The organism is uncultured Castellaniella sp. (genome assembly GCF_937988725.1).
In the GTDB taxonomy this organism is placed as follows: Bacteria; Pseudomonadota; Gammaproteobacteria; order Burkholderiales; family Burkholderiaceae_B; genus Castellaniella.
The window spans coordinates 259,342-279,089 of sequence record NZ_CALKHS010000010.1; the positions used below are offsets into that span (position 1 = coordinate 259,342).

Consider the following 19,748-nt stretch of genomic DNA (forward strand, 5'->3'; position numbering starts at 1 on the left):
AGGGGACATCATGGCATGTTCGGAAACCAGTATTCAAGACGTTGCCGCGCAATATCAGCACGTTAGGAACGTATTGGTGCAACTTGAGACGCTAATCAGCAGTGCAGGTGGCGAGTTTCATGGTCCGGTCCTGTTTCTGGGTGTTGCGCGAGGACGACTATGGTATCAGCACGGCGCCTTGTCACGCCCGAACGAGACGAACCGGGCGGATGGCGGATTCATTCCGCGCTTCCTGCCGGAAAATCCAGGCGGAACCGGATGCGCCCGTCGCCTTGGGTCTCGACCCGCGCGTTGCCGCCGTGGATGTCCATGATGGCGGCCACGATGGCCAGGCCCAGGCCGCTGGATTCGGTGGGAAGGCTGCGGGAGGCATCCCCGCGGTAGAAGCGCCTGAACATGCGCTCGGCTTCTTCCTGTGTCACGGGAGGGCACTGGTTTTCGACGGTGACAGTAAGCCCGCTGGGGCCGGAATGCGCCGTCAGGCGTATGCGGGTGCCCGCGTCGCCGTAGCGGATCGCGTTGATGACCAGATTGTTGACGGCGCGCCGATACATGACCGCGTTCACATGGGCGGCGCCGCTTGCCTCGATCTCGAAAGTCATGCCCCGTTCTTCGGCCAGGCCTTCGAAATATTCCGCGGTTTTTTCCAGTTCCGGGGCGAGCGCGATGGGCTGACGCTCGAGCGTGACGGCGCCATGGTCGGTGCGCGACAGGAACAGGATGTTCTCCACGATGTGCGTGATGCGCGTCAGCTCTTCGAGATTGGATGCGAGCAGGGCTTCGTACTCGGCGGCGCTTCGCGGCTGCGTCAGCGCCACCTGGGTTTGCCCCGCCAGGACATTGACCGGAGTGCGGATCTCGTGAGCGAGGTCGGAGGAGAACTGGGATAGGTGCTCGTAGCCCGACTGGATGCGGTCCAGCATGGCGTTGCACGTGCGGGCGAGCTGGCGCAGTTCGGAAGGCATGTCTTCTTCCGGCAGCCGCACGGCGAGGTTGGCGGGGGAGACCTGCCTGGCGCGTTTTCTCATCACGTCCAGCGGGCTCAGGCCGCGCCTCAGGAGCAGGAACCCCAGCAGCGAGCTCAGCAGCGCGGCGAGCGCGATGGCGCCCATGACGCGCAGCCGGTAGACCGCGAGCATCCGCGACTCCTGGGTCATGACATAGGCGGCCGTGATCTTGACCGTGCCCGCCTGGCCTCCCACGGTGGCCAGCGCCGACACCCAGCGCACACCGACGCCATCGGCGCGCGTCCCGGCATGCAGCGCCCCGACGCTCACTTCCCGGTCCACCGGAACGGGCGTCAGGGAAGGCACCGTCATGCGGTCGGGATTCACGTCGATGAACGGCTTTTCTCCCGTGCGCTGGAAGATGCGCACATCCTGTTCGTTGCCCAGCATGCTCTCGAAGAGGGCCGGGCGTTGTTCCATCTGCCGGACGTTGTAGAGATCCTGCAGCAACGTGCGAAAGCGCTCCACGCGGCCGACGAGCGTGTAGTCCGCGCGCGTTTCGAGCGCCTGTTTCGCGGAGGTATACAGATACAGCCCCAGGCCGGACACCACCAGGCAGGAGACGAGGGTGAAAAGAATGGCGGTGCGCGCCGTGAGCGATTGCGGCGCCGGAAGCTTCACGGCTGCTCCGCGAGCATGTAACCGATGCTGCGCACCGTGTGGATCAGCTTCGGGTCGAAGGGAGCGTCGATTTTTGCGCGCAGGCGCTTGATCGCGACGTCCACCACGTTGGTGTCGCTGTCGAAGTTCATGTCCCACACCTGCGAAGCGATGACGGTGCGCGGCAGCGCCTCACCCTGTCTCTGCATGAGCAGGTGCAGGAGCATGAATTCCTTGTTCGTCAACGCGACGGCGGTGCCCGCTCGCGTGACCCTGCGCCGGATCGGGTCCAGCTCCAGGTCCGCCAGCGTCAGGGTGGCGGATTCGTGCTTCACGCCGCGACGCAGCAGGGTCTGTATCCGCAGGACCAGTTCGGTGAAGGAAAATGGCTTGACCAGATAGTCGTCCGCGCCCAGTCGCAGGCCGTGAATGCGGTCGTCCACCTGGTCCCGCGCGGTGAGGAAAATGACGGGCACATCCGATGAGCGCCGTATTTCCTCCATCACCTGCCAGCCGTCCTTTCCGGGCAGCATCACGTCCAGGATCAGCAGCTCGTAGTCCTGTTCGCGCGCGAGATGCAGGCCGTCGATGCCGTTGCGCGCCAGATCCACGTGATGGCCCGCCTCGGACAGGCCTTTCTGAAGGTAGTTGCCCGTTTTGATGTCGTCTTCGATGACGAGAATGGCCATTTGCAAGTCTCTGCCGCGAAAGCGCTATTTTAGGGCGGCATCAGCCTGCGGCATAGGCGAGACACCATCCTTTGGGGCTGATTTCGCCCGCCACGACGAGACAGGCGCCGGGGGCGTCGGGAGCGGGCCCCGGCGTGAAGTTGGCGCAGTTGGCGCAGAAGGCTGCGCCGTCGGGGTGGTCTTGGTACTTCACTTCGGCCTTGCTGGCTTTGCCCGAGCTTTCCGCCGCGACGGCGCGAGAACCGCCCAGCAATCCCGCAAGGGGAAGCGCCGCGGCGGCGCCCGCCGTCAATGCGAGCGCGCGCAGGGCCTGGCGGCGCGGGATGACGCGTGGTTGCGCGTTTTTCATGGTGATCTCCTGTTTTTGCCGGGGGCGGCGCCGCGAAGCGCAGCCCTGGCGATCGGCGGGGGCTAATCGTTGCCCAGGACGGAGAGCCAGAAGGGCACTTCGCCGCTCGTGGGCACCTGCCTGGCGACAGTCAGCGTGTTCGCATCGATGACGGCGATCCGGTTGGTGCCGGTGACGGAGGCGTATATCCAGCGTCCGTCCGCGCTGGCCCGCACGCCGTGCGGCCCCTGGCCGACGTCGATGCGCTTGACGACCTTCAGGGTCTTGGGGTCGATGACGTCGACGAGATGATCCGCGATTGCGCCGGTGACCACGTATCTGCCGCCGGGCGTGACGTCGATGCCTCCATGGCCCCGACCGACGGGGATGACCGCTTCCACCTTGCGCGAAGCGATGTCCACGGCGGCGACCTTGCCGACGAAGTCGCGCACCCAGAGCGTCTTTTCGTCGGGCGAGAGGTCCAGATTGTGGGGGCCCTTGACGCCGGGCACGGGGATTTCGTCCACTTTCTTGAGGGATGCCATGTCCACCACCGCGACGCCGGTCCCCCCTTGCAGGGTCACGTAAGCGATCCGGCTGTCATGGGTGAATCGCACGTTGTGGGGCGTTTTGCCGACGATGATCGTCTTGACCCGCTTCCTGGTTTTCAGATCGATGATCGACACGGTGTTTTCGCCGGCCGCCACGGCCATGCCCCAGCGCCCGTCAGGGCTGATCGCAACGCCTTGAGGCACTTTGCCGATTTCGTAGCTTGCGAGCTTCTTTCCGCTTCGAGCGTCGGTCAGATAAGCCTCGGTCTGGTCTCTGCTGCTCGTCAGCAACAGCGTGCCGTCGGCCGAAATGGCGTCGTAATGGGCGGTGGGCAGGCCGTCCATCGTCCTGGACGTCGCCATTTCTTCCACGGCGTTGGCCTTGGTGACCGTGACGTAGACAGGCTGAGGAAAAAGATCGGAGGCCGTTGCCGCCTGCGCGCAGGAAGCCGCTGCGCAGAGCGCGACGACCAGGGCGCAGCGATACGCGGACCGACGGGAATGGATGGATGAGGTTTGCAGATGATTGTTCGATGCCATCGTGACTCCTGAAGGTGACTGGACGCGGCTCGTTCAACGAAGTTCGTGCCGTGCTCCGCATCTTAGGGGCCGGGTTCTGTCGGCAGCATGGCGGTTCGATGACAAAATTGTCATGAGGCGGCAGGCGGGGCGGTCGTTGTATAACTGTCGCGATGGCATCCTTGCGCGGTTGCCTTGCTTTCAGAGAGGTCCGGATGATGATGCATTCTTTCTCGCCGCGTTCGCCGGCCGTGCTGGCGGCGCTCGGCGCAGCCGTGCTCTTTGGCCTGAGCACGCCCATCGCCAAGGCGCTGCTGCACGGCGGCTCTCCCGTGCTGCTTGCGGGCCTGCTGTATCTGGGCAGCGGCGTCGGCCTGGGGCTGGTCAGGCTGCTGCGGGACCGAGGATGGCGGGCGCCCGCCATGCCGGGTTCCGAATGGCTGTGGCTGCTGCTGGCCGTCGGCTTCGGCGGCGTGCTGGGGCCGGTGGCCCTGTTGCTGGGCCTGACCCGCACGTCGGCGTCGGCGGCTTCCCTCTTGCTGAATCTGGAAGCCGTGCTCACGGCGGTGCTCGCCTGGGTGGTGTTCCGCGAGAACGCGGACCGGCGCATCGTCGCCGGCATGGCGCTGATCGTCCTGGGCGCGGTCGCCCTCGCGTTGCCGGGGGTGGCCGACAGCGCCTCGTTCGACGCGGGCGGAGCCCTGGTGGCGGCCGCTTGCCTGTGCTGGGCGCTGGACAACAACTTCACGCGCAAGGTGTCGGCCACCGACGCGCTTTTCGTGGCCGGGTTCAAGGGTCTGAGCGCGGGTGTCGTGAATGTCGGCATGGCGCTGTGGCTGGGCGCCGAGTGGCCGCAGGCGCCGTTCGTCGGGCTTGCCATGGTCGTCGGTTTCCTGGGCTACGGGGTGAGCCTGGTGCTGTTCGTCCTTGCCTTGCGCGGCCTGGGGACGGCCCGGACGGGCGCGTACTTTTCCACCGCGCCCTTCATCGGCGCCGCCGTGGCGGTTCTCGGATTCGGCGAGCATCCGTCCTGGATGTTCTGGGCGGCCGCGCTGCTGATGGCGGCAGGCGTGTGGCTGCACCTGACCGAACGCCACGAACATCCGCATACGCATGAATCCATGACGCACACGCACCGTCACGTGCACGACGCCCACCATCAGCATGCTCACGATTTCCCGTGGGACGGGCGCGAGCCCCATACGCATGAGCACACCCACGCGCCGCTGACGCACAGCCATCCGCACTATCCGGACATCCATCACCGGCATCGGCATACGTAAGGCGTAAGGCGGGTTCCGGCCGCGGCCCGAGTGGCCCGGGCGCCACATCGCGCCATGAACATTCTGTATTTTCAGGCAATAAAAGTGAATGTTTGTACCGCGGGCGAAGGAGACGCGGGATCGGGTAATAACTTGACGTACATTGCCCGCCCGTTCGTCCGCGCTTGCACGACAATGGCGCTACCTCAATTTGTTGGCAGACGGCTGATGAGAAAAGCGATATCTGTAGCGGCGCTGGCGCTGGGACTATCGGCGGCAGCCCCGATGGCGTGGGCGGGCGGCGTGGATCTGAGCATTGGCATCGGCATCCCGGGCGTCGTTTTCGGAGGCCCTCCCGTGTACTATGCGCCGCCGCCTCCTCCTCCGCGCGTGGTCGTGGTTCCGGATCCGGTCTACGTGCCCGGCGTGCCCTATTATTACGACCAGCATGCCTACAAGCATGCCCAGAAGCGCTGGCGCAAGCATCAGGAACGGGCGTGGAAAGAATACCGCCGCTCCTATTACGGCGACTATGACGACGACGATTGACCGTCGGCCCGCTTGATCTTTCGGAAAGCGATCGCCCGCCCGGCGCCGCTTTCCTTTTCGGGCCTCGTGCCCAGCCACACGCTGGCCGCGACGATCGCCATCCCGGCGAGCTGCGGCGGGCTGAGCGCCTGATCCAGGAAGAGCCATCCCAGGATGGCCGCCGTCACGGGGCTCAGGAACAGCAATGAGGACACCGCGACGGGGCTGAGCCGGCCGATGCCTCTGAACCAGAGCGCGTAGGTCAGGGCGGCGCCGACCAGGCTCAACCAGGCCAGGCCCAGCAGATTGCCCGCGGTGGGCGCGGGCAGGGCGGGGCCGGACACCAGCACCACAGGGACCAGCAACAGGCCGCCCAGGCAGAGCTGCCAGGCGGTCATGGTCAGCATCGGCACCTGCGCCTGCCACTTCCGGGCCAGGACGTTGCCCAGCGCCATGGACACGGCGCCGGCCAGCCCGGCGGCGATGCCCAGCCCGTCCAGATCCGCGCCGGGGCCCAGGACCAGCAGGCCCACGCCTGCGATGCCCGCCAGTCCGGCCAGCAGCGATGCCATGCGCGGGCGGGTGGCCAGCAACGCGGGGGCGATCAGGGCGACGATCAGGGGCTGGATCGCGCCCACGGTCGCGGCGACCCCGCCTGGCAGCCGGTAGGCCGCGACGAACAGCAGACTCAGGAAAATGGAGATGTTCAACGCGCCCAGCACCAGGCTGCGCAGCCACCAGATGCCGGTGGGCAGGCGTCGCGCGATCAGGAGCAGCAGCAGTCCCGCGGGCAGCGCGCGCAGCAGCGCGACCGCCATGGGATCGAAGCCCGGCAGGAATTCCGTGGTGACGATGTAGGTGCTGCCCCAGATGGCCGGGGCGCTGGCGGTCAGCAGCAGGTCGGGCGTTGAGGTTCTCATGCGATCTCCAGCACTTCGGAGAGCGGCCGGCGCGGTTTCTGCGGCCAGTTTCCGGGCGCGGCGCGGCCCACGGGCACCAGCATGACGGGCAGTTCCTCATCGGCCAGCTTGAAGGCGCGGCGGACGCCGGCCTCGTCGAAGCCGGTCATGGGGCTGGAGGCCAGGCCCAGCGCCGAGGCGGCGTGGATCAGCGTCGCCGCGCCCAGCGAGGCGGACCGGATGGCCTCATCCCGGGCGGCGCCGGGATCCGCATACTTTTTGCGCACATCGTCCTGCCAGGAAGCCGCCATCGAGGCCGGCATGTGTCCGGTATCCACGAAAGGCTGGAGCCGGCGGCCGAGCGCCTGCGGGTCGGGCGGCAGGCCGCAGACGATGAAGGTGACGGCGGCGGCGGACACCTTGGTCTGCCCGTAGGCCAGTTCGCACAGGCGGCGTTTGGACGGCGTCGCGCGCACGGCGATGTAGCGCCAGTTCTGCAGGTTGTAGGCGCTGGGCGCCCGTGTGGCGAGGTCGACCAGTTGCCGGATCAGATCGTCTTCCATGTCGTGCGATTCGTCGAAGCGGTTGCCGGAAAATCGTTGCTGGATCAAGGCGATGGCTGGATGGGTCATGGCGGGCTCCCGGATGTTGGATGTCAGCCGCCAGTGTATTTAGTCGAATCTGGAATGATAATTCCCGTCATGATTGATGGATATTCAACTAACAGTGAATAATTGATCCGCGCCCGTTCCGATCCAGTCAATCGTCCGCCAGCGCGTCGAAGCGCTGCGCGAGATAGTCGATCAGCAGCCGGACCGAGGGCAGAAGCCCTCGGCGCGAGGGAAATACCGCGTGGATGATTTCCCTGCGCGGAGCCCAGTCGTCGAGCTCGGCGGGCGATGCGGGCAGGCCTCGCTGCCGCACAATGGTTCAGCTGTGGGTCAATCTGCCCGCTCGGGACAAGATGACGCCGCCCGCTTACCAGGCGATCCGGAATGCGGATGTTCCGGTGGTCGATCTTCCCGGCGGCGCCGGGTCGGTGCGCGTCATCGCCGGCGCCTGCGACGGGCGCCAGGGGCCGGCAAGGACCCGCAGCCCCATGAACGTGTGGGATCTGCGCCTTGTGAGCGACGGTCACGGTTCGCTGGCGCTGCCCGATGGCTGGACCGGGTCGATCGCCGTGCTGCACGGCACGGTCCTGGTCAATGGCGATGTCATCGCCCGAGAAGGGCAGATGGTGGAGTTCGATCGCGTCGGCCGGGATGTCTCGATCGAGGCCAACACCGACGCGGTGCTGCTGGTGCTGAGCGGAGAGCCGATCGACGAGCCCATCGTGGGCTATGGCCCCTTCGTCATGAACAGCGAAGAGGAGATCGTCCAGGCCTTCGACGACTTCAAGCACGGGCGGCTGGCGGGCGTGGTGCCCATGGACACCGGCGCCGTGGCGTCCGAGCTGCAGAAGACCTGGAACCGCGAGGACGCTCTGGAATGGGCCCAGGTCTACACCCGGATCTTCCCGGCATATCAGCTGCTGATCGAGAGCTACGCCAAGGCGCAGGACGTCGCGAAGAACGGCGAAGCCCTGGATTCCCAGCGACGGTGATCCGGGCCCCGGACGGGCGGCCCGGCGAGGCGCCGCATCGATGCGGGCGGTGTCTCAGGCCACGGCTTCCGCCCGGCGCTGCAGGACCCCGATCGGCGGCGCCCAGCGGGCGTCGCGCGGCTTCTTGCTGGTCACCAGCGTAATGTCGGCCGGCTCGAAGACTTCCACGTTGTGGGTGATCGGGGTCGTCAGCACGTACTGGGCGCGGGTGGATTTCAGGAAGTGGCCCACCAGCTGGATGTTGCGCACGTCCAGGTGGGCGAAGGGCTCGTCGATGAAGACGAAACCGCCGGACATTTCATCGTCCTTCAGCAGCCCCACCAGCAGGATCAGGGATTTGATCACCTGCTGGCCGCCGGACGCTTCGCCGTCGTTCAGGCCGATGCTGCCCTTGCCGTCGAAATTGAAACTGACCTTCAGTTCGGCCTGGCGCAGCACCGTGTCGTCGTTGTCCAGGTGCGGCATGTCGGCATTGACCTCCACGCCGGCCAGTTCGCCCAGTTCGGTGATGTTGCGCCGGTAGCGGCGCACGGTGGTGCGCAGCACGTCGATGTAGCGTTCCCGGGCATTGTCCACGGCGGTGGTGGCCGCCGCGTTGCGGGCCTTGCAGGTGGACAGCCGGGATTCCTGGTCGCCGACGGTGGCCTGCATCAGGATCTGCTTGTCTTCCACCGTGCCGTCGGTTTCCCACTGGCCTTCCCGCAATTCCTGTTCGATGGCTTCGCCGCGCAGCCTGGCCAGCTTGGCGTACTGATAATGCTCCACCAGGGACTTGATCCGGGCCGGAGTGATCCAGGTCGCGGGGAAGTCCCGCTTTCGCTGCTTCGACGCGGCGGCCCGGCTCTGCTGTTCGTGGCGGCGGACCTGCCAGTCGCGTTCGGCGCGTTCCGCGTCGCGATCGCCGTCGGACAGGCGCGACTGCAAAGCGTCATAGCGGTCGCTGGTCTGGGTTCGCGCAATGATGGCCTGCTTGAGTTCGGTTTCCAGCGTCGCCCAGCGTTCGCTGGCGCTTTGGCGCGCCTGCTTCAGGGCCGGCCATTGCTGGCGGGCTCGTTCGAAGGCATCGCTGCGTTCCGCCAGTTCCGCGGCGGCCAGGCGCCCCTGGCCCGCCTGGCGGGCGGCGTCCAGTTGGCGGCGCAAGGCCTGTTCCTCTTGAGCCAGTTCGGTCAGTTGCCGGTCCAGTTGCTCCAGTTGCTGCCGGATGGCTTCTGAACGGGCCGCCAGGGCGGCGGCGCCGAACTGGTGCTGCGAGGGATCGACCCAGACGCTGCGCCCGCCCCGGCGGTCGCGCCAGTAGGCTTCCGGCGTGATCCACTCGCCGCCGAGCCGCGCGCCGGCCTGGGTGTTGGCGACGCGCTGGATCTGGGCCAGTTGCTGCAGCAGCCAGGCCGGGGCCGTGTCGGAGAATCGCAGGACGGCCAGCAGGCTGTCGGGCGGCGGCTTGGCGGGGGCGGGCGCCGATTCCGCCACCAGATAGTGCCGATAGCGTTCTTTTTCCGCCAGCGCCATGGCGCGGCCCTCGTCGCCGGGCGTGTGCAGGACCACGACCCAGCGGGCCGCGCGCAGCACGCCTTCGGCTGCGGCCCGCCATTGCGGATCGGTGATGTCGATCACGTCCGCCATCAGGTGATGATCGATCTGGTGCTGGCGCAGCAGGCGCTGGAAGCGCTGGACTTCGGGCGGCGTGGGCGATTGGCGCTGGCCCTGCAGATCATCCAGGTCGGACTGCAGCTGGCTGCGTTGCGCGCTGGCGGCATGCCAACGGCCGCCGAGTTCCGTGTTCCGCTGTTCCAGTTCGCGCACGCGGTCCGCCAGTTGCGCGCTGTCGCCTTCGATGGCGGCCAGTTTCCGCAGTTCTTCGGCGTGCCTGACCAGTTCTTCGACGGGACGCTCGGCCTCCCTGGCCTGCTGCTGGGCGCTCAGGGCGCCGTCCCTGTCCTGTTCCAGCTGGCGCACGCGCGCGTCGAGCATCTGGCGTTCATCCAGCAATTGCAGCAGGCGCTGCCGGTCCTGGGATCGCTGCCGCCGCTGGCCGGACTGGTGCAGGCGCTGGCGGTGCAGTTCCGCCAGACGCGCGGCGATGTCGCGGCGGGCTTCGTGCCAGTCCAGCACCGGGATGACTTCAGCGGCCAGGATCTCGCGTTCGCGCAGCTTGCCCTGATGCTGGCGGTACAGATTGACGCGGGCTTCCAGTTCCGCCAATTGGGCGCGGCCGTGCGAGAGTTCGCGCTCGGCCTGTTCCACTTCGGCTTCCTGGTCGCGCAGGTGGCGGCGGGCTTCTTCGTAGCGGTCCAGCACTTCCTGATCGCCGAACACGTCGAAGACCAGGCGCAGCAGTTCCTTGGGGGAATATTCGCAGAGCCGGTCGGTCTGCCCTTGCTCCAGCGCCAGCACGCGGGCGATGGCCCGCGACAGCCCGGCGCCTTCCAGGCGCTTGCGCCAGTGCTCGATGCCCAGCCAGTCCTTGTCGGCAGACTGGATCAGGGTTTCGATGGGCACGTCGCCGTCGGCCATCAGGTAGCGGCGCTGCCAGTCGCCGCCGTTGCGGTCGATGCGGCAGGCCAGCGTCACCTGGTCGGCGTACAGCAGGTTGCGGGCGAAGGGCCGGCTGGAGGTCTGGCGGGTATGCGGCCGATTGTCGACCACGGCGCGCAGCCAGGTCGTGTCGGCGTTGGCGTGCCGCGCATAGGTCTTGTAGTTGCGCCCGCCCGAACAGTCCAGCCCCAGCAGGGTGCGCATGGCGTCCAGCAGGGTGGTCTTGCCCGATCCATTGGGACCCGCCACCGTGATGATGGCGCCGTCCAGGGGCAGGGTCAGGCGCTGGCAGTAGTCCCACTGCAGCAGTTCCAGGGATTGCAGGTGGAACATCAGAGATCGTCCTTTGAGTCGTCGGCGCCGGCCTGTTGCCGGGTGCGGGCCAGCACGTCGCCCAGCGCGCCTTCCAGGATGCGCGGCGCCAGCGCGTCGTAGTCCAGGAGCAGGTCCAGCAGCGGCCCTTCCGCGATGTCGTCGCCATGGCGCGCGATGAAACCGCGATTCTCCAGGCGCTTCAGATTGCCGTCCATGCGGGTCTTGCGGCCCAGCTGCGGGCCGAAATCGGCCAGCAGCGCCTTGTACGATACCGTGGGGCTGACGCTGGCGGCGCTGGGCAGCGGGCGTTCGGCGGCGAACATGTCGGCCTGGGGATCGGCGTCGGCCGTGGCCGCCCGCGCGGCTTGGCGTTCGCGCTTGGGCAGCACGATCAGCGACCACAGCAGCACCAGCAGCGAGACGGCATCGCGCGGCAGATGCGCGTTGTTGTTGGCGTTCAGGCCCGTTTCGCCGAAGACGGCGGTTTCGGCGCTGCGCAGCAGGGCGACCGCGACGTGGTCGGCGTGGATGTTGTCCACCAGGCGCAGCCCCACCTGGGCCAGGCGGTCCTGCACCGCTTGCCAGACTTCGGCGTCGATCAGGGCGCGGCGCACGCGCGGGTGCTGCCGGGGCAGCCAGCGGCGGGCCAGCAATTCGGCGGCCAGCAGGGCGGCGGCGTCCAAAGCATCATGCATGAGTGTCATCCGGGGTGTCGGGTTCGAGGCGGCCGGCGCTCAGGGCCGCGACATAAGGGTCCTGCACGGCGGCGATCTCGGGCAGCAGCACAGCGCGCCAGGCGGAACGCGCCAGATCGCCCGTCAGGCCTTTCAGCGCGCGGGCCTGCCGGTCGCCCAGCAGGGGCAGCAATTGCAGGCGGTAGGCCGCCTGGGCGTAGCGGCCGCCCAGCACGGCCTGGCCGATGGGGCGCGGCACGGCGGCGTCCTCGGCCGTGGCCGTCGCCGTCCAGTCGCCCAGCTGGGCAATCAGATCTTCCAGTTCCTGCGGCATGCTCAGGGTTTCCAGGGTGCCGGATGCGGCTTGGGCGGCCGGCGGCAGGCCCTGGCTGCGCCGCGGGTCGGGCCGGTCGCGCTCGAACTCGCCTTCGGCGACGTCCACCAGCTCATGGCCGCTGATGAAGACGGGCTGCGGATTGACCGAGAGCGCGTCGCCCAGCAGTTCGTGCAGCGCCCCCCGGGACTGCAGCCATTGCCGGACATCGGAACTGGTGATGCCGGTGGTGCCCAGCGTGACGCGCTGGCGGTCGGCCTGCTGCAGCGCCCGGTTGAACTGGCTCGCCATCGACAGGAGCCGCGCCTGGCCGCCGCCCAGCGCCCGGGCCTCGCGTTCCAGACGCGGATCGTCATGATCGCTGCGGATCAGCGCCGTCAGGGCTTCGCCGGCGCGCTCGACCAGGGCCAGAGCCCGCTCGAAACGGGGTTGGGCTTCGCGCAGCCGGGCTTCCGAGCCGCTGGCGATGACGTCGGCGAACTCGTCGTAGCGCCGCGCCAGCTGCGCGTGCAGATGCTGGATCTGGCCTGGATCGGAGAGGCCCAGCGCCTGGGCGCCCGCCACCTGGGACAGCAGGGCGGCCATCTCGTCGTCCTCGTCCGTCGCGCGGGCGAGCGGCGCCAGCAGGCCTTGCAGCTGCTGGGCCAGGGGCGACAGGTGGTAGTCCTGCGCGGTGGCGTCCCAGATCAGCAGATCCAGGTCGCGCAGACGCTTGAGACTTGCGTCCAGCGCCTCGGGCCGCAGGCTGAAAAACGCCTGGTTCAGATCGTCGCGCTGCAGGCGGCCCCGGGGCAGGGCGGCCAGTTCCAGGAATACCCATAACCGCAGCTGCGCCGTCGCCTGACCGCCGGACAACAGGCCGCGCAAGGCGTCCAGCGCCGCCAGCCGCTGGCCCAGCCGCCATGCCAGAGGCGATTCGGCCGCCAGGGCCGGATCGCGGAAGTAAGCTTCGAATGAGCTGCCGTCGGTGTCGTCGGCAAAAGAAACGGCCTCGGCGGCCGGGGTGGAATCCTGGGTGATCATCTGGCGAATCATACTTGATTCAATTCGCGGGTCCGCCCGCTTTAAAATACCTTGCCGACAGGTCCGGGCGGGCCGGTCGGAAACCTCGGAATCGAAGAGTCAAGGGGAATGCCGGATGTGCGGTTTGGTGGGATTTCTGGAAAGTGCGCGTAGCGGCAACGGCGACGAGGCTGCGGCCGTCCTGGGGCGCATGGCCGATACCATCGTGTCGCGCGGCCCCGACGATGCCGGCGTGTGGGCGGATGCCTGCGGCATCGGCCTGGCCCATCGGCGCCTGTCGATCGTGGATCTGTCGCCCGCGGGCCACCAGCCCATGGCCAGCGCCGGCGGCCGGTACATGATCGTCTTCAACGGCGAGATCTACAACCACCGGGATCTGCGGCGCGAACTGCAGGCCGCCGGCTTCACGGACTGGCGGGGGCATTCCGACACCGAAACCCTGTTGGCCGGTTTTGTCGCCTGGGGGATCCGGGCGACCGTCGAACGCTGCATCGGCATGTTCGCCTTCGCCGTCTGGGACCGCCAGGAGCAGGCTCTGACCCTGGGGCGGGACCGCCTGGGCGAGAAGCCGCTGTATTACGGCTGGCAGGGTCAGGGGGACGCCACCTGCTTTCTGTTCGGCTCGGAACTCAAGGCCTTGAAGGCGCATCCGCGCTTCACGGCCGACATCGACCGGGACGCGCTGTGCCTGCTCATGCGCCACAACTACATCCCGGCCCCGCATTCCATCTACCGGGATATCTTCAAGCTGCCCGCCGGCTGTCTGCTGACCGTCTCGCAGCGCCGGCGCGAACCGCGGATCGAAGCCTACTGGTCGCTGGCCGATGTGGCGGTCGCCGGCGTGCGGACGCCTTTTTCCGGCTCCGCCGAACAGGCGACCGATGCGCTGGAAGAACTGCTGAAGTCCGCCGTCAGCCAGCAGATGATGGCGGACGTGCCCCTGGGCGCCTTTCTGTCGGGCGGCATCGATTCGTCCACGGTGGTGGCGCTGATGCAGGCGCAGTCGGGACGTCCGGTGAAAACCTTCTCCATCGGCTTTCACGAAGACGACTACAACGAGGCCGAGCATGCCCTGGCCGTGGCCCGCCACCTGGGCACCGACCACACCGAACTCTACGTGACTCCCCAGCAGGCGCTGGACGTCATTCCCCGGCTGCCCGGCCTGTACTGCGAGCCCTTCGCCGATTCTTCGCAGATTCCGACCTTCCTGGTGTCGCAGCTGGCCCGCCAGCAGGTGACGGTGTCCCTGTCGGGCGATGCGGGGGACGAACTGTTCGCCGGATACGGCCGCTATGCGCGCAACAGCCAGCGCTGGGCCCGGGTGAGCCGCCTGCCTTACGGGGTTCGCCGCATGGCGGCCGCCGGCCTGCGCGCCCTGTCGCCGGATGCCTGGCAGGCCGTGTTCGGGCCCGCGCGCCCGCTGATGCCCCATTCCCTGCGCAAGGCTCATCTGGGCGAGAAGCTGCATCGGGCGGCCGGCGCGCTGGCTGCCCGGCGCGTGGACGATCTGTATCTGGAGTCGATTTCGCGCTGGGATCCCGCCGATCTGGTGCTGGGCGGGCGCGAACCCCTGACCAGCCTGCGCGGCCGGCCGCTGGAACTCGAAGGCCTGGATCCCATGCAGCGCCTGATGGCCCTGGACGCCCTCATGTACCTGCCGGACGACATCCTGGTCAAGGTCGATCGCGCCGCCATGGGCGTTTCCCTGGAAAGCCGCGTGCCTTTCCTGGACCACCGGGTCGTGGAATTCGCCTGGCGCCTGCCGCAGTCGCTGAAAGTGCGCGACGGCGCAACCAAATGGATCTTGCGCCAGGTGTTGTACCGGCATGTCCCCAGGACCCTGATCGAGCGGCCCAAGATGGGCTTCGGCGTGCCGGTCGACCACTGGCTGCGCGGCCCCCTGCGCGACTGGGCGGAAAGCCTGCTGGATGAATCGCGCCTGCGCCGGGAAGGCTTCCTGGACCCGGTTCCCATCCGGCGGAAATGGGAGGAGCACCTCTCGGGGCGGCGCGACTGGCAGTACCGCCTGTGGGGAGTGTTGATGTTCCAGGCATGGCTGGCGGAATCATGAGTCCCCGCGCATTCCTCAGCGGCATCGCCGGGAACGCTTCGGATTCCGTCGCCGCGGATTCGGGAAGCCCGGCATGACGACGCTGGATCTGTTCGGCGGTCCCGCCGAAGGCGATCGCGACTGGATGGGGCCGCAAGCCGTCATCCTGCGGGGCCGTGCCCTGTCCTGCGTCGATGAACTGCTGGACGCCCTGGATGCCGTCGTCGCTCAGGCGCCGTTTCGCCGGATGGTGACGCCCGGCGGCCTGACGATCGCGGTGGCTTCCACCAATTGCGGCGCGCTGGGATGGACGTCCGACCGGCGCGGCTACCGCTATGGCGGCCTGGATCCTGCGGCCGGACGGCCCTGGCCGGCCATGCCCGCATGCTTCGCGCGACTGGCGCGGCAGGCCGCCGCCGATGCCGGTTTTCCGGACTTCGAGCCGGACGCCTGCCTGATCAACCAGTATCTGCCCGGCACGCGGCTGTCGCTGCATCAGGACAAAAACGAACGCGATTTCAGCGCCCCCATCGTGTCCGTGTCGCTGGGCATGACGGCGATTTTCCTGTTCGGCGGCCTGGAGCGCGGAGATCGGGCGTTCAAGGCGTCCCTGTACCACGGCGACGTGGCCGTCTGGGGCGGCGACGATCGCCTGCGGTATCACGGCGTCATGGCCCTGGCCGACGCGCCCCATGAACGGCTGGGCAGTCAGCGGATCAATCTCACGTTCCGCAAGGCCGGCTGATCCGGGCGGCCTGCAGTGCGGCGATGAAGGCCCGGGCGGCCGGCGACGGCGTTTTCCGTTTGGCGGTGATCAGCCCCAGACGGCGCCTGAGGTGCGCGTTGGCGACGGGCCTGTGTTCCAGTCCCTGGCAGGACGCCGCGGACAGCGTGGACAGGGGGAGAATCGCGATTCCCAGGCCCGCCCGCACCATGCCGATGGCCGTGGAGAGATAGGCGACCTCGCACGCGACTTCGATGTCCAGGCCGCCGTCTTCCAGCGCGCGATGAAGCGCCTCGCGAACGCTGGTGCCCGGGCTGGTCACGATATGCGGATAGCGGGCCAGGCCCTTCAGGGTCGGCTGCCGGCTGACCGTCAGCGCGTGGCCGGCGGGAAAGAAGACGTGCATCCGGTCCTCCAGCAATGCCTCGAAGCGCAGCGCGCGATCGCGGGTGATCCAGGGACCCAGCCCGAGATCGGCCTCTTCGTCTCGGACCAGCGTCTGCAGCCGGGCGGCGGGGACGTCCGCGACGCGGATCTCGATGCCCGGATGCACCGCGCGGAAGTCGCGTATCAGATCGGGAAGCCATGCGGCCGCGATGGAAGGCAGCGCCGCCACGGTCAGCCGGCCGCGTCGAAGCCCGGCCAGGTCGTGGGCCTGCGCCACGGCGCTCTGGAATTCATCCAGGATCCTTTGCAGGGGCGCCAGCATGTTGCGTCCCTCGGGGGTCAGGGTGACGCGGCGCCGGTCCCGGTCGAACAGCCTGACACCGAGTTCTTCTTCGAGCTGCCTGATCTGGACGGTCAGGGCCGGCTGCGAGACGTGCAGCGCCGATGCGGCTTGCGTGAAGCTGCCCGATTCGGCGGCCTGCAGAAAGGCGCGGATCTGCCGGAACCCTTGTTTCATTTGTTTTTCAAATTACAGAGATATAAAAAATTCAATTTTATTATCAAATGATCGGTCCTAAGCTGTGGCCTCCATCATTCGCATAACAGTCGGCCCGAGCCGACGTTCATATCAGGAGACTTCTCATGCTGGCGCTTTTGGGACTGGTGACGGTGCTGGTGCTGTTGATCGGCATCATGACGAACCGCACGTCGGCCCTGGTGGCCTTGACGGCGGTGCCCGTGCTTGCGGCATTGATCGGCGGATTCGCTCCGCAGACCGGGGGCTTCATGGTGGCGGGCATCAAGAACATCGCGCCCGTGGCCGGGATGTTCGTCTTTGCCATCCTGTTCTTCGGCATCCTGACGGACGCCGGCACGCTGGACCCCATCATCAACCGGGTTCTGAAGATGGCGGGGGACAGCCCCACGCGCATCGTGCTCGGCACGGCCGTACTGGCGGCCATCGTGCATCTGGACGGCTCGGGGGCCGTGACTTTCATGGTGACGATTCCAGCCATGCTGCCCTTGTACGATCGCCTGCGGATCGACCGGCGGATTCTCGCTTGCGTCGTCGCCATGGCGGCTGGAGTCGGCAACATGCTGCCGTGGGGCGGGCCGGTGCTGCGCGCCGCCGCCGCGCTCGAAGTGCCCGTGATCGATCTGTATCTGCCGCTGCTGCCCGTTCAGTTGGTCGGGTTCGCGATGGTGCTGCTGACGGCCTGGTGGCTGGGCCGGCGCTGCGAGCGCCCGCTCGGGTCCGACGCCGCGACGGCGCAGGCGCAAGGCTTCGGGTCCTCCGGGACGGACGCTCCGTCGTCCCCGGATCCGGTCTCTCCTGAAGACGATCCTCGCCGGCCGGGCCTGTTCTGGATCAATGCCTTGCTGGTGGTCGCCGTCATCGGCACCATGATTTCCGGCATCGTGGCGCCCGTGGTGTGCTTCATGACGGGGACCGTGCTGGCTCTGGTCATCAACTACCCCGACGCGGCCCAGCAGCGCCGGCGCATCGACGCGCACGCCAAGGCGGCGCTGCTCATGGCCAGCATCCTGCTTGCCGCTGGCGTGTTTACCGGCATCATGAGCGGCACGGGCATGCTGAAAGCCATGGCGGTCTTCGCCGCCGATCACGTCCCGACGGCGGCCGCCACGCACCTGCCGTTCATCCTGGGACTGATCTCCATGCCCCTGAGCCTGCTGTTCGACCCCGACTCCTTTTACTTCGGCGTCATGCCGGTGCTGGCCCAGGTCGTCCAGGCGCATGGCGGGACGGCGGTCGAAGTGGCGCATGCGGCGGCGCTGGGCCAGATGACGGTCGGCTTTCCCGTCAGTCCCCTGACGCCCGCCACCTTCCTGCTGGTCGGGCTGTGCGGCCTGGAACTCGGCGTGCATCAGCGCTTCACCATCCCGTTCCTGCTGGCGATTTCCGTGGTGATGACCTTTGCCGCCGTGGCGTTCGGGCTCTTCCCCCTTTGATGCCGGCATATCCATGGAGCATGAAACATGAGTACCGCAACACGTTCGATCCGTCTCGGTTCCGGCGCCGGCTATTCGGGCGACCGGATCGAACCCGCCGTTGAATTGGCGCGCGACGGCGACATCGACTACCTGATCTTCGAATGCCTGGCGGAGCGGACCATCGCGCTGGCCCAGCTGGAACGCCTGCACCATCCGGATCTGGGGTTCGATCCCCTGCTGGCCGACCGGATGAAAGCGGTCCTGCCGCATCTGCGCGACGAACACGGCCGCAGGCGCTTTCGCGTGATCAGCAACATGGGGGCGGCCAACCCTTTGGGGGCCGTCCGGGAAGTCTGCAGGATCGCTTCGGAGCTCGGTATCCGGGGGCTCAGAGTCGCCGCCGTCCTGGGCGACGATGTGCTCGAGTCCCTCAAGGGACAGGAATCCGTCATGCTGGACATCGGCGTGACGCCGCGGGACCTTGGGGATCGACTCGTTTCCGCCAATGCCTATCTGGGGGCCGCCGGCATCGTCCAGGCGCTGCGGGAGGACGCGGACGTGGTGCTGACGGGGCGGGTCGCCGACCCGGCCTTGTTCCTGGCGCCCCAGGTGCTGGAGTTCGGACTGGACTGGGACGATTGGGATGCGCTCGGACGAGGCACGCTCGTCGGGCACCTGCTGGAGTGCGCCGGACAGGTGAGCGGCGGCTACCATGCCGACCCGGGCTTCAAGGATGTGCAGAACCTCGCCCGCCTGGGATTTCCCATCGCCGAGGTGTCAGCCGATGGCGCGATCACCGTGACCAAGGTGCCCGGATCGGGCGGACGGGTGACGACGCAAACGTGCGCGGAGCAGCTCATCTACGAAATCCACGACCCATCGGCCTACCTCACGCCCGACGTCGTGGCCGATTTTTCCGGGGTGGGTTTCGAGGAGTCCGCCTTCGATCGCGTGCGCGCGGCAGGGGCGGCGGGACATCCCAAGCCCTCCACGCTGAAGGTCAGCGTCGGATACCTGGACGGGTATATCGGCGAAGGACAGATGTCTTATGGCGGGCCGGGCGCCCTGGAACGCGCGCGGCTGGCGAGGGACATCGTGCTGGAGCGCCTGTCCATCGTGGGCGTGGAGGCGGACGAGATCCGGGCCGATCTGATCGGCGTGGATTCCTTGTATGGCGACGCCCTGAGCGGTCTCCAGGCCTCGCCGCCGGAGGTTCGCGTGCGTGTCGCGGCGCGGTGCGCCAAGCGGCTCGACGCCGACAAGGTGGGCCGTGAAGTCGAGGCGCTCTACACCAACGGCCCCGCCGGCGGCGGCGGGGCCGGCAAGTCCGTCCGCCAGGTGGTCGCCGTCGCGTCGCTGCTCTGGCCCGCGGACCGGGTCAGGGTTTCCGTGCATCTGGAGGTATCGGCATGAAACTTCGACAACTGGCTCATTCCCGGACGGGGGACAAGGGAGACACCTCCAACATCTCCGTGATCGCCTATCGGCCGGACGACTATCCGCGGCTGTGCGCCGCGCTGAGCGAGGCACGCGTTCAGGCCTATCTTGAAAAGCTTTTTCCGAAAGAGGCCGTTCCCGTCCGGCTGCGGGTGCGCCGGTACGAGCTGCCGCGCGTCCATGCCCTGAATTTCGTGGTGGCGGGCGTCCTGCGGGGCGGCGTCACGCGCTCGCTCGCGCTGGACGCCCACGGCAAGACCTTGGGCAGCATCCTGCTGGATCTGGATCTTTGATTCCCGATCTTTCCGCACGCGTCGGGCGCGGTACAGG

General features: G+C 67.6%; 17 protein-coding genes and 2 pseudogenes. 8 read left to right on the plus strand and 11 right to left on the minus strand.

Annotation, left to right across the window (positions count from 1 at the left end):
- Positions 1-218: 218 nt before the first annotated feature.
- The 4 genes from Q0263_RS11625 to Q0263_RS11640 form a co-directional block, all read right to left on the minus strand.
- Positions 219-1,628 (minus strand): heavy metal sensor histidine kinase, encoded by a 1,410-nt coding sequence (locus Q0263_RS11625; RefSeq protein ID WP_298016134.1) that lies wholly within the window; start codon positions 1,626-1,628, stop codon positions 219-221.
- A complete protein-coding gene (locus Q0263_RS11630) occupies positions 1,625-2,296 on the minus strand; it encodes a heavy metal response regulator transcription factor (RefSeq protein ID WP_298016136.1) in 672 nt (223 codons plus the stop codon). Before Q0263_RS11630 ends, Q0263_RS11625 begins: the two co-directional genes overlap by 4 nt.
- A 40-nt stretch (positions 2,297-2,336) precedes the next feature.
- Complete coding sequence (locus Q0263_RS11635) at positions 2,337-2,645, minus strand: high-potential iron-sulfur protein (protein ID WP_298016138.1); 309 nt, start codon at positions 2,643-2,645, stop codon at positions 2,337-2,339.
- Positions 2,646-2,707: 62 nt separating this feature from the next.
- Positions 2,708-3,715 carry a cytochrome D1 domain-containing protein gene (locus tag Q0263_RS11640; protein WP_298016140.1) on the minus strand — a complete coding sequence of 336 codons (1,008 nt, stop codon included), beginning with the start codon at positions 3,713-3,715 and terminating at the stop codon, positions 2,708-2,710.
- A gap of 194 nt (positions 3,716-3,909) precedes the next feature.
- Between Q0263_RS11640 and Q0263_RS11645 the strand changes: the two genes are divergently transcribed.
- Positions 3,910-4,977: a DMT family transporter gene (locus Q0263_RS11645; RefSeq protein WP_298016142.1), complete on the plus strand. Its 1,068-nt coding sequence runs from the start codon at positions 3,910-3,912 to the stop codon at positions 4,975-4,977.
- A 54-nt stretch (positions 4,978-5,031) separates the two neighbouring features.
- Positions 5,032-5,505 carry a hypothetical protein gene (locus Q0263_RS11650; RefSeq protein ID WP_298016144.1) on the plus strand — a complete coding sequence of 158 codons (474 nt, stop codon included), beginning with the start codon at positions 5,032-5,034 and terminating at the stop codon, positions 5,503-5,505.
- On the opposite strand, the gene Q0263_RS11655 is transcribed toward Q0263_RS11650, so the two are convergent.
- The 3 genes and pseudogenes from Q0263_RS11655 to Q0263_RS11665 form a co-directional block, all read right to left on the minus strand.
- A complete protein-coding gene (locus tag Q0263_RS11655) occupies positions 5,487-6,404 on the minus strand; it encodes an EamA family transporter (protein ID WP_298016146.1) in 918 nt (305 codons plus the stop codon). The genes Q0263_RS11650 and Q0263_RS11655 overlap by 19 nt on opposite strands.
- Positions 6,401-7,015: a nitroreductase family protein gene (locus Q0263_RS11660; protein WP_298016148.1), complete on the minus strand. Its 615-nt coding sequence runs from the start codon at positions 7,013-7,015 to the stop codon at positions 6,401-6,403. The genes Q0263_RS11655 and Q0263_RS11660 overlap by 4 nt, the downstream gene beginning before the upstream one ends.
- Positions 7,016-7,142: 127 nt before the next feature.
- Positions 7,143-7,262: pseudogene (locus Q0263_RS11665) on the minus strand (LysR family transcriptional regulator); the annotation flags it as partial.
- 46 nt (positions 7,263-7,308) lie between these two features.
- Here Q0263_RS11665 and Q0263_RS11670 point away from each other — a divergent pair.
- A pseudogene (locus Q0263_RS11670) lies at positions 7,309-7,809 on the plus strand (pirin-like C-terminal cupin domain-containing protein); the annotation flags it as partial.
- A gap of 231 nt (positions 7,810-8,040) precedes the next feature.
- Here Q0263_RS11670 and Q0263_RS11675 read toward each other — a convergent pair.
- The 3 genes from Q0263_RS11675 to Q0263_RS11685 are packed head-to-tail and all read right to left on the minus strand — an operon-like array spanning position 8,041 to position 12,879.
- Positions 8,041-10,854: an ATP-binding protein gene (locus Q0263_RS11675; protein WP_298016150.1), complete on the minus strand. Its 2,814-nt coding sequence runs from the start codon at positions 10,852-10,854 to the stop codon at positions 8,041-8,043.
- A complete protein-coding gene (locus Q0263_RS11680; protein WP_298016152.1) occupies positions 10,854-11,531 on the minus strand; it encodes a hypothetical protein in 678 nt (225 codons plus the stop codon). Before Q0263_RS11680 ends, Q0263_RS11675 begins: the two co-directional genes overlap by 1 nt.
- A complete protein-coding gene (locus Q0263_RS11685) occupies positions 11,524-12,879 on the minus strand; it encodes a hypothetical protein (RefSeq protein WP_298016154.1) in 1,356 nt (451 codons plus the stop codon). The genes Q0263_RS11680 and Q0263_RS11685 overlap by 8 nt, the downstream gene beginning before the upstream one ends.
- 103 nt (positions 12,880-12,982) lie before the next feature.
- On the opposite strand from Q0263_RS11685, the gene asnB reads away from it, so the two are divergent.
- Positions 12,983-14,938: an asparagine synthase (glutamine-hydrolyzing) gene (asnB, locus tag Q0263_RS11690; protein WP_298016156.1), complete on the plus strand. Its 1,956-nt coding sequence runs from the start codon at positions 12,983-12,985 to the stop codon at positions 14,936-14,938.
- Between the two features lie 73 nt (positions 14,939-15,011).
- A complete protein-coding gene (gene alkB, locus Q0263_RS11695; RefSeq protein ID WP_298016158.1) occupies positions 15,012-15,662 on the plus strand; it encodes a DNA oxidative demethylase AlkB in 651 nt (216 codons plus the stop codon).
- On the opposite strand, the gene Q0263_RS11700 is transcribed toward alkB, so the two are convergent.
- Complete coding sequence (locus tag Q0263_RS11700) at positions 15,640-16,545, minus strand: LysR family transcriptional regulator (protein WP_298016160.1); 906 nt, start codon at positions 16,543-16,545, stop codon at positions 15,640-15,642. The genes alkB and Q0263_RS11700 overlap by 23 nt on opposite strands.
- 125 nt (positions 16,546-16,670) lie before the next feature.
- On the opposite strand from Q0263_RS11700, the gene Q0263_RS11705 reads away from it, so the two are divergent.
- From Q0263_RS11705 to Q0263_RS11715, 3 genes are read left to right on the plus strand one after another with little or no spacing between them, the layout of a single operon-like run.
- On the plus strand, positions 16,671-17,999 hold the full coding sequence (locus Q0263_RS11705) for a citrate:proton symporter (protein ID WP_298016162.1): 1,329 nt from the start codon (positions 16,671-16,673) through the stop codon (positions 17,997-17,999).
- 27 nt (positions 18,000-18,026) lie between these two features.
- Positions 18,027-19,394, plus strand: a complete 1,368-nt coding sequence (locus Q0263_RS11710) for an acyclic terpene utilization AtuA family protein (RefSeq protein ID WP_298016164.1) — start codon at positions 18,027-18,029, stop codon at positions 19,392-19,394.
- Positions 19,391-19,711: a hypothetical protein gene (locus tag Q0263_RS11715; protein ID WP_298016166.1), complete on the plus strand. Its 321-nt coding sequence runs from the start codon at positions 19,391-19,393 to the stop codon at positions 19,709-19,711. Before Q0263_RS11710 ends, Q0263_RS11715 begins: the two co-directional genes overlap by 4 nt.
- The last annotated feature ends 37 nt before the right edge of the window (positions 19,712-19,748 follow it).

What these genes read in the sequence shown, in the direction of transcription:
- Q0263_RS11630 (WP_298016136.1), bottom strand. Translation starts at nt 2,296, where the DNA reads ATGGCCATTCTCGTCATCGAAGACGACATCAAAACGGGCAACTACCTT.
- Q0263_RS11635 (WP_298016138.1), bottom strand. Translation starts at nt 2,645, where the DNA reads ATGAAAAACGCGCAACCACGCGTCATCCCGCGCCGCCAGGCCCTGCGC.
- Q0263_RS11640 (WP_298016140.1), bottom strand. Translation starts at nt 3,715, where the DNA reads ATGGCATCGAACAATCATCTGCAAACCTCATCCATCCATTCCCGTCGG.
- Q0263_RS11645 (WP_298016142.1), top strand. Translation starts at nt 3,910, where the DNA reads ATGATGATGCATTCTTTCTCGCCGCGTTCGCCGGCCGTGCTGGCGGCG.
- Q0263_RS11650 (WP_298016144.1), top strand. Translation starts at nt 5,032, where the DNA reads ATGAACATTCTGTATTTTCAGGCAATAAAAGTGAATGTTTGTACCGCG.
- Q0263_RS11655 (WP_298016146.1), bottom strand. Translation starts at nt 6,404, where the DNA reads ATGAGAACCTCAACGCCCGACCTGCTGCTGACCGCCAGCGCCCCGGCC.
- Q0263_RS11660 (WP_298016148.1), bottom strand. Translation starts at nt 7,015, where the DNA reads ATGACCCATCCAGCCATCGCCTTGATCCAGCAACGATTTTCCGGCAAC.
- Q0263_RS11675 (WP_298016150.1), bottom strand. Translation starts at nt 10,854, where the DNA reads ATGTTCCACCTGCAATCCCTGGAACTGCTGCAGTGGGACTACTGCCAG.
- Q0263_RS11680 (WP_298016152.1), bottom strand. Translation starts at nt 11,531, where the DNA reads ATGCATGATGCTTTGGACGCCGCCGCCCTGCTGGCCGCCGAATTGCTG.
- Q0263_RS11685 (WP_298016154.1), bottom strand. Translation starts at nt 12,879, where the DNA reads ATGATTCGCCAGATGATCACCCAGGATTCCACCCCGGCCGCCGAGGCC.
- asnB (WP_298016156.1), top strand. Translation starts at nt 12,983, where the DNA reads ATGTGCGGTTTGGTGGGATTTCTGGAAAGTGCGCGTAGCGGCAACGGC.
- alkB (WP_298016158.1), top strand. Translation starts at nt 15,012, where the DNA reads ATGACGACGCTGGATCTGTTCGGCGGTCCCGCCGAAGGCGATCGCGAC.
- Q0263_RS11700 (WP_298016160.1), bottom strand. Translation starts at nt 16,545, where the DNA reads ATGAAACAAGGGTTCCGGCAGATCCGCGCCTTTCTGCAGGCCGCCGAA.
- Q0263_RS11705 (WP_298016162.1), top strand. Translation starts at nt 16,671, where the DNA reads ATGCTGGCGCTTTTGGGACTGGTGACGGTGCTGGTGCTGTTGATCGGC.
- Q0263_RS11710 (WP_298016164.1), top strand. Translation starts at nt 18,027, where the DNA reads ATGAGTACCGCAACACGTTCGATCCGTCTCGGTTCCGGCGCCGGCTAT.
- Q0263_RS11715 (WP_298016166.1), top strand. Translation starts at nt 19,391, where the DNA reads ATGAAACTTCGACAACTGGCTCATTCCCGGACGGGGGACAAGGGAGAC.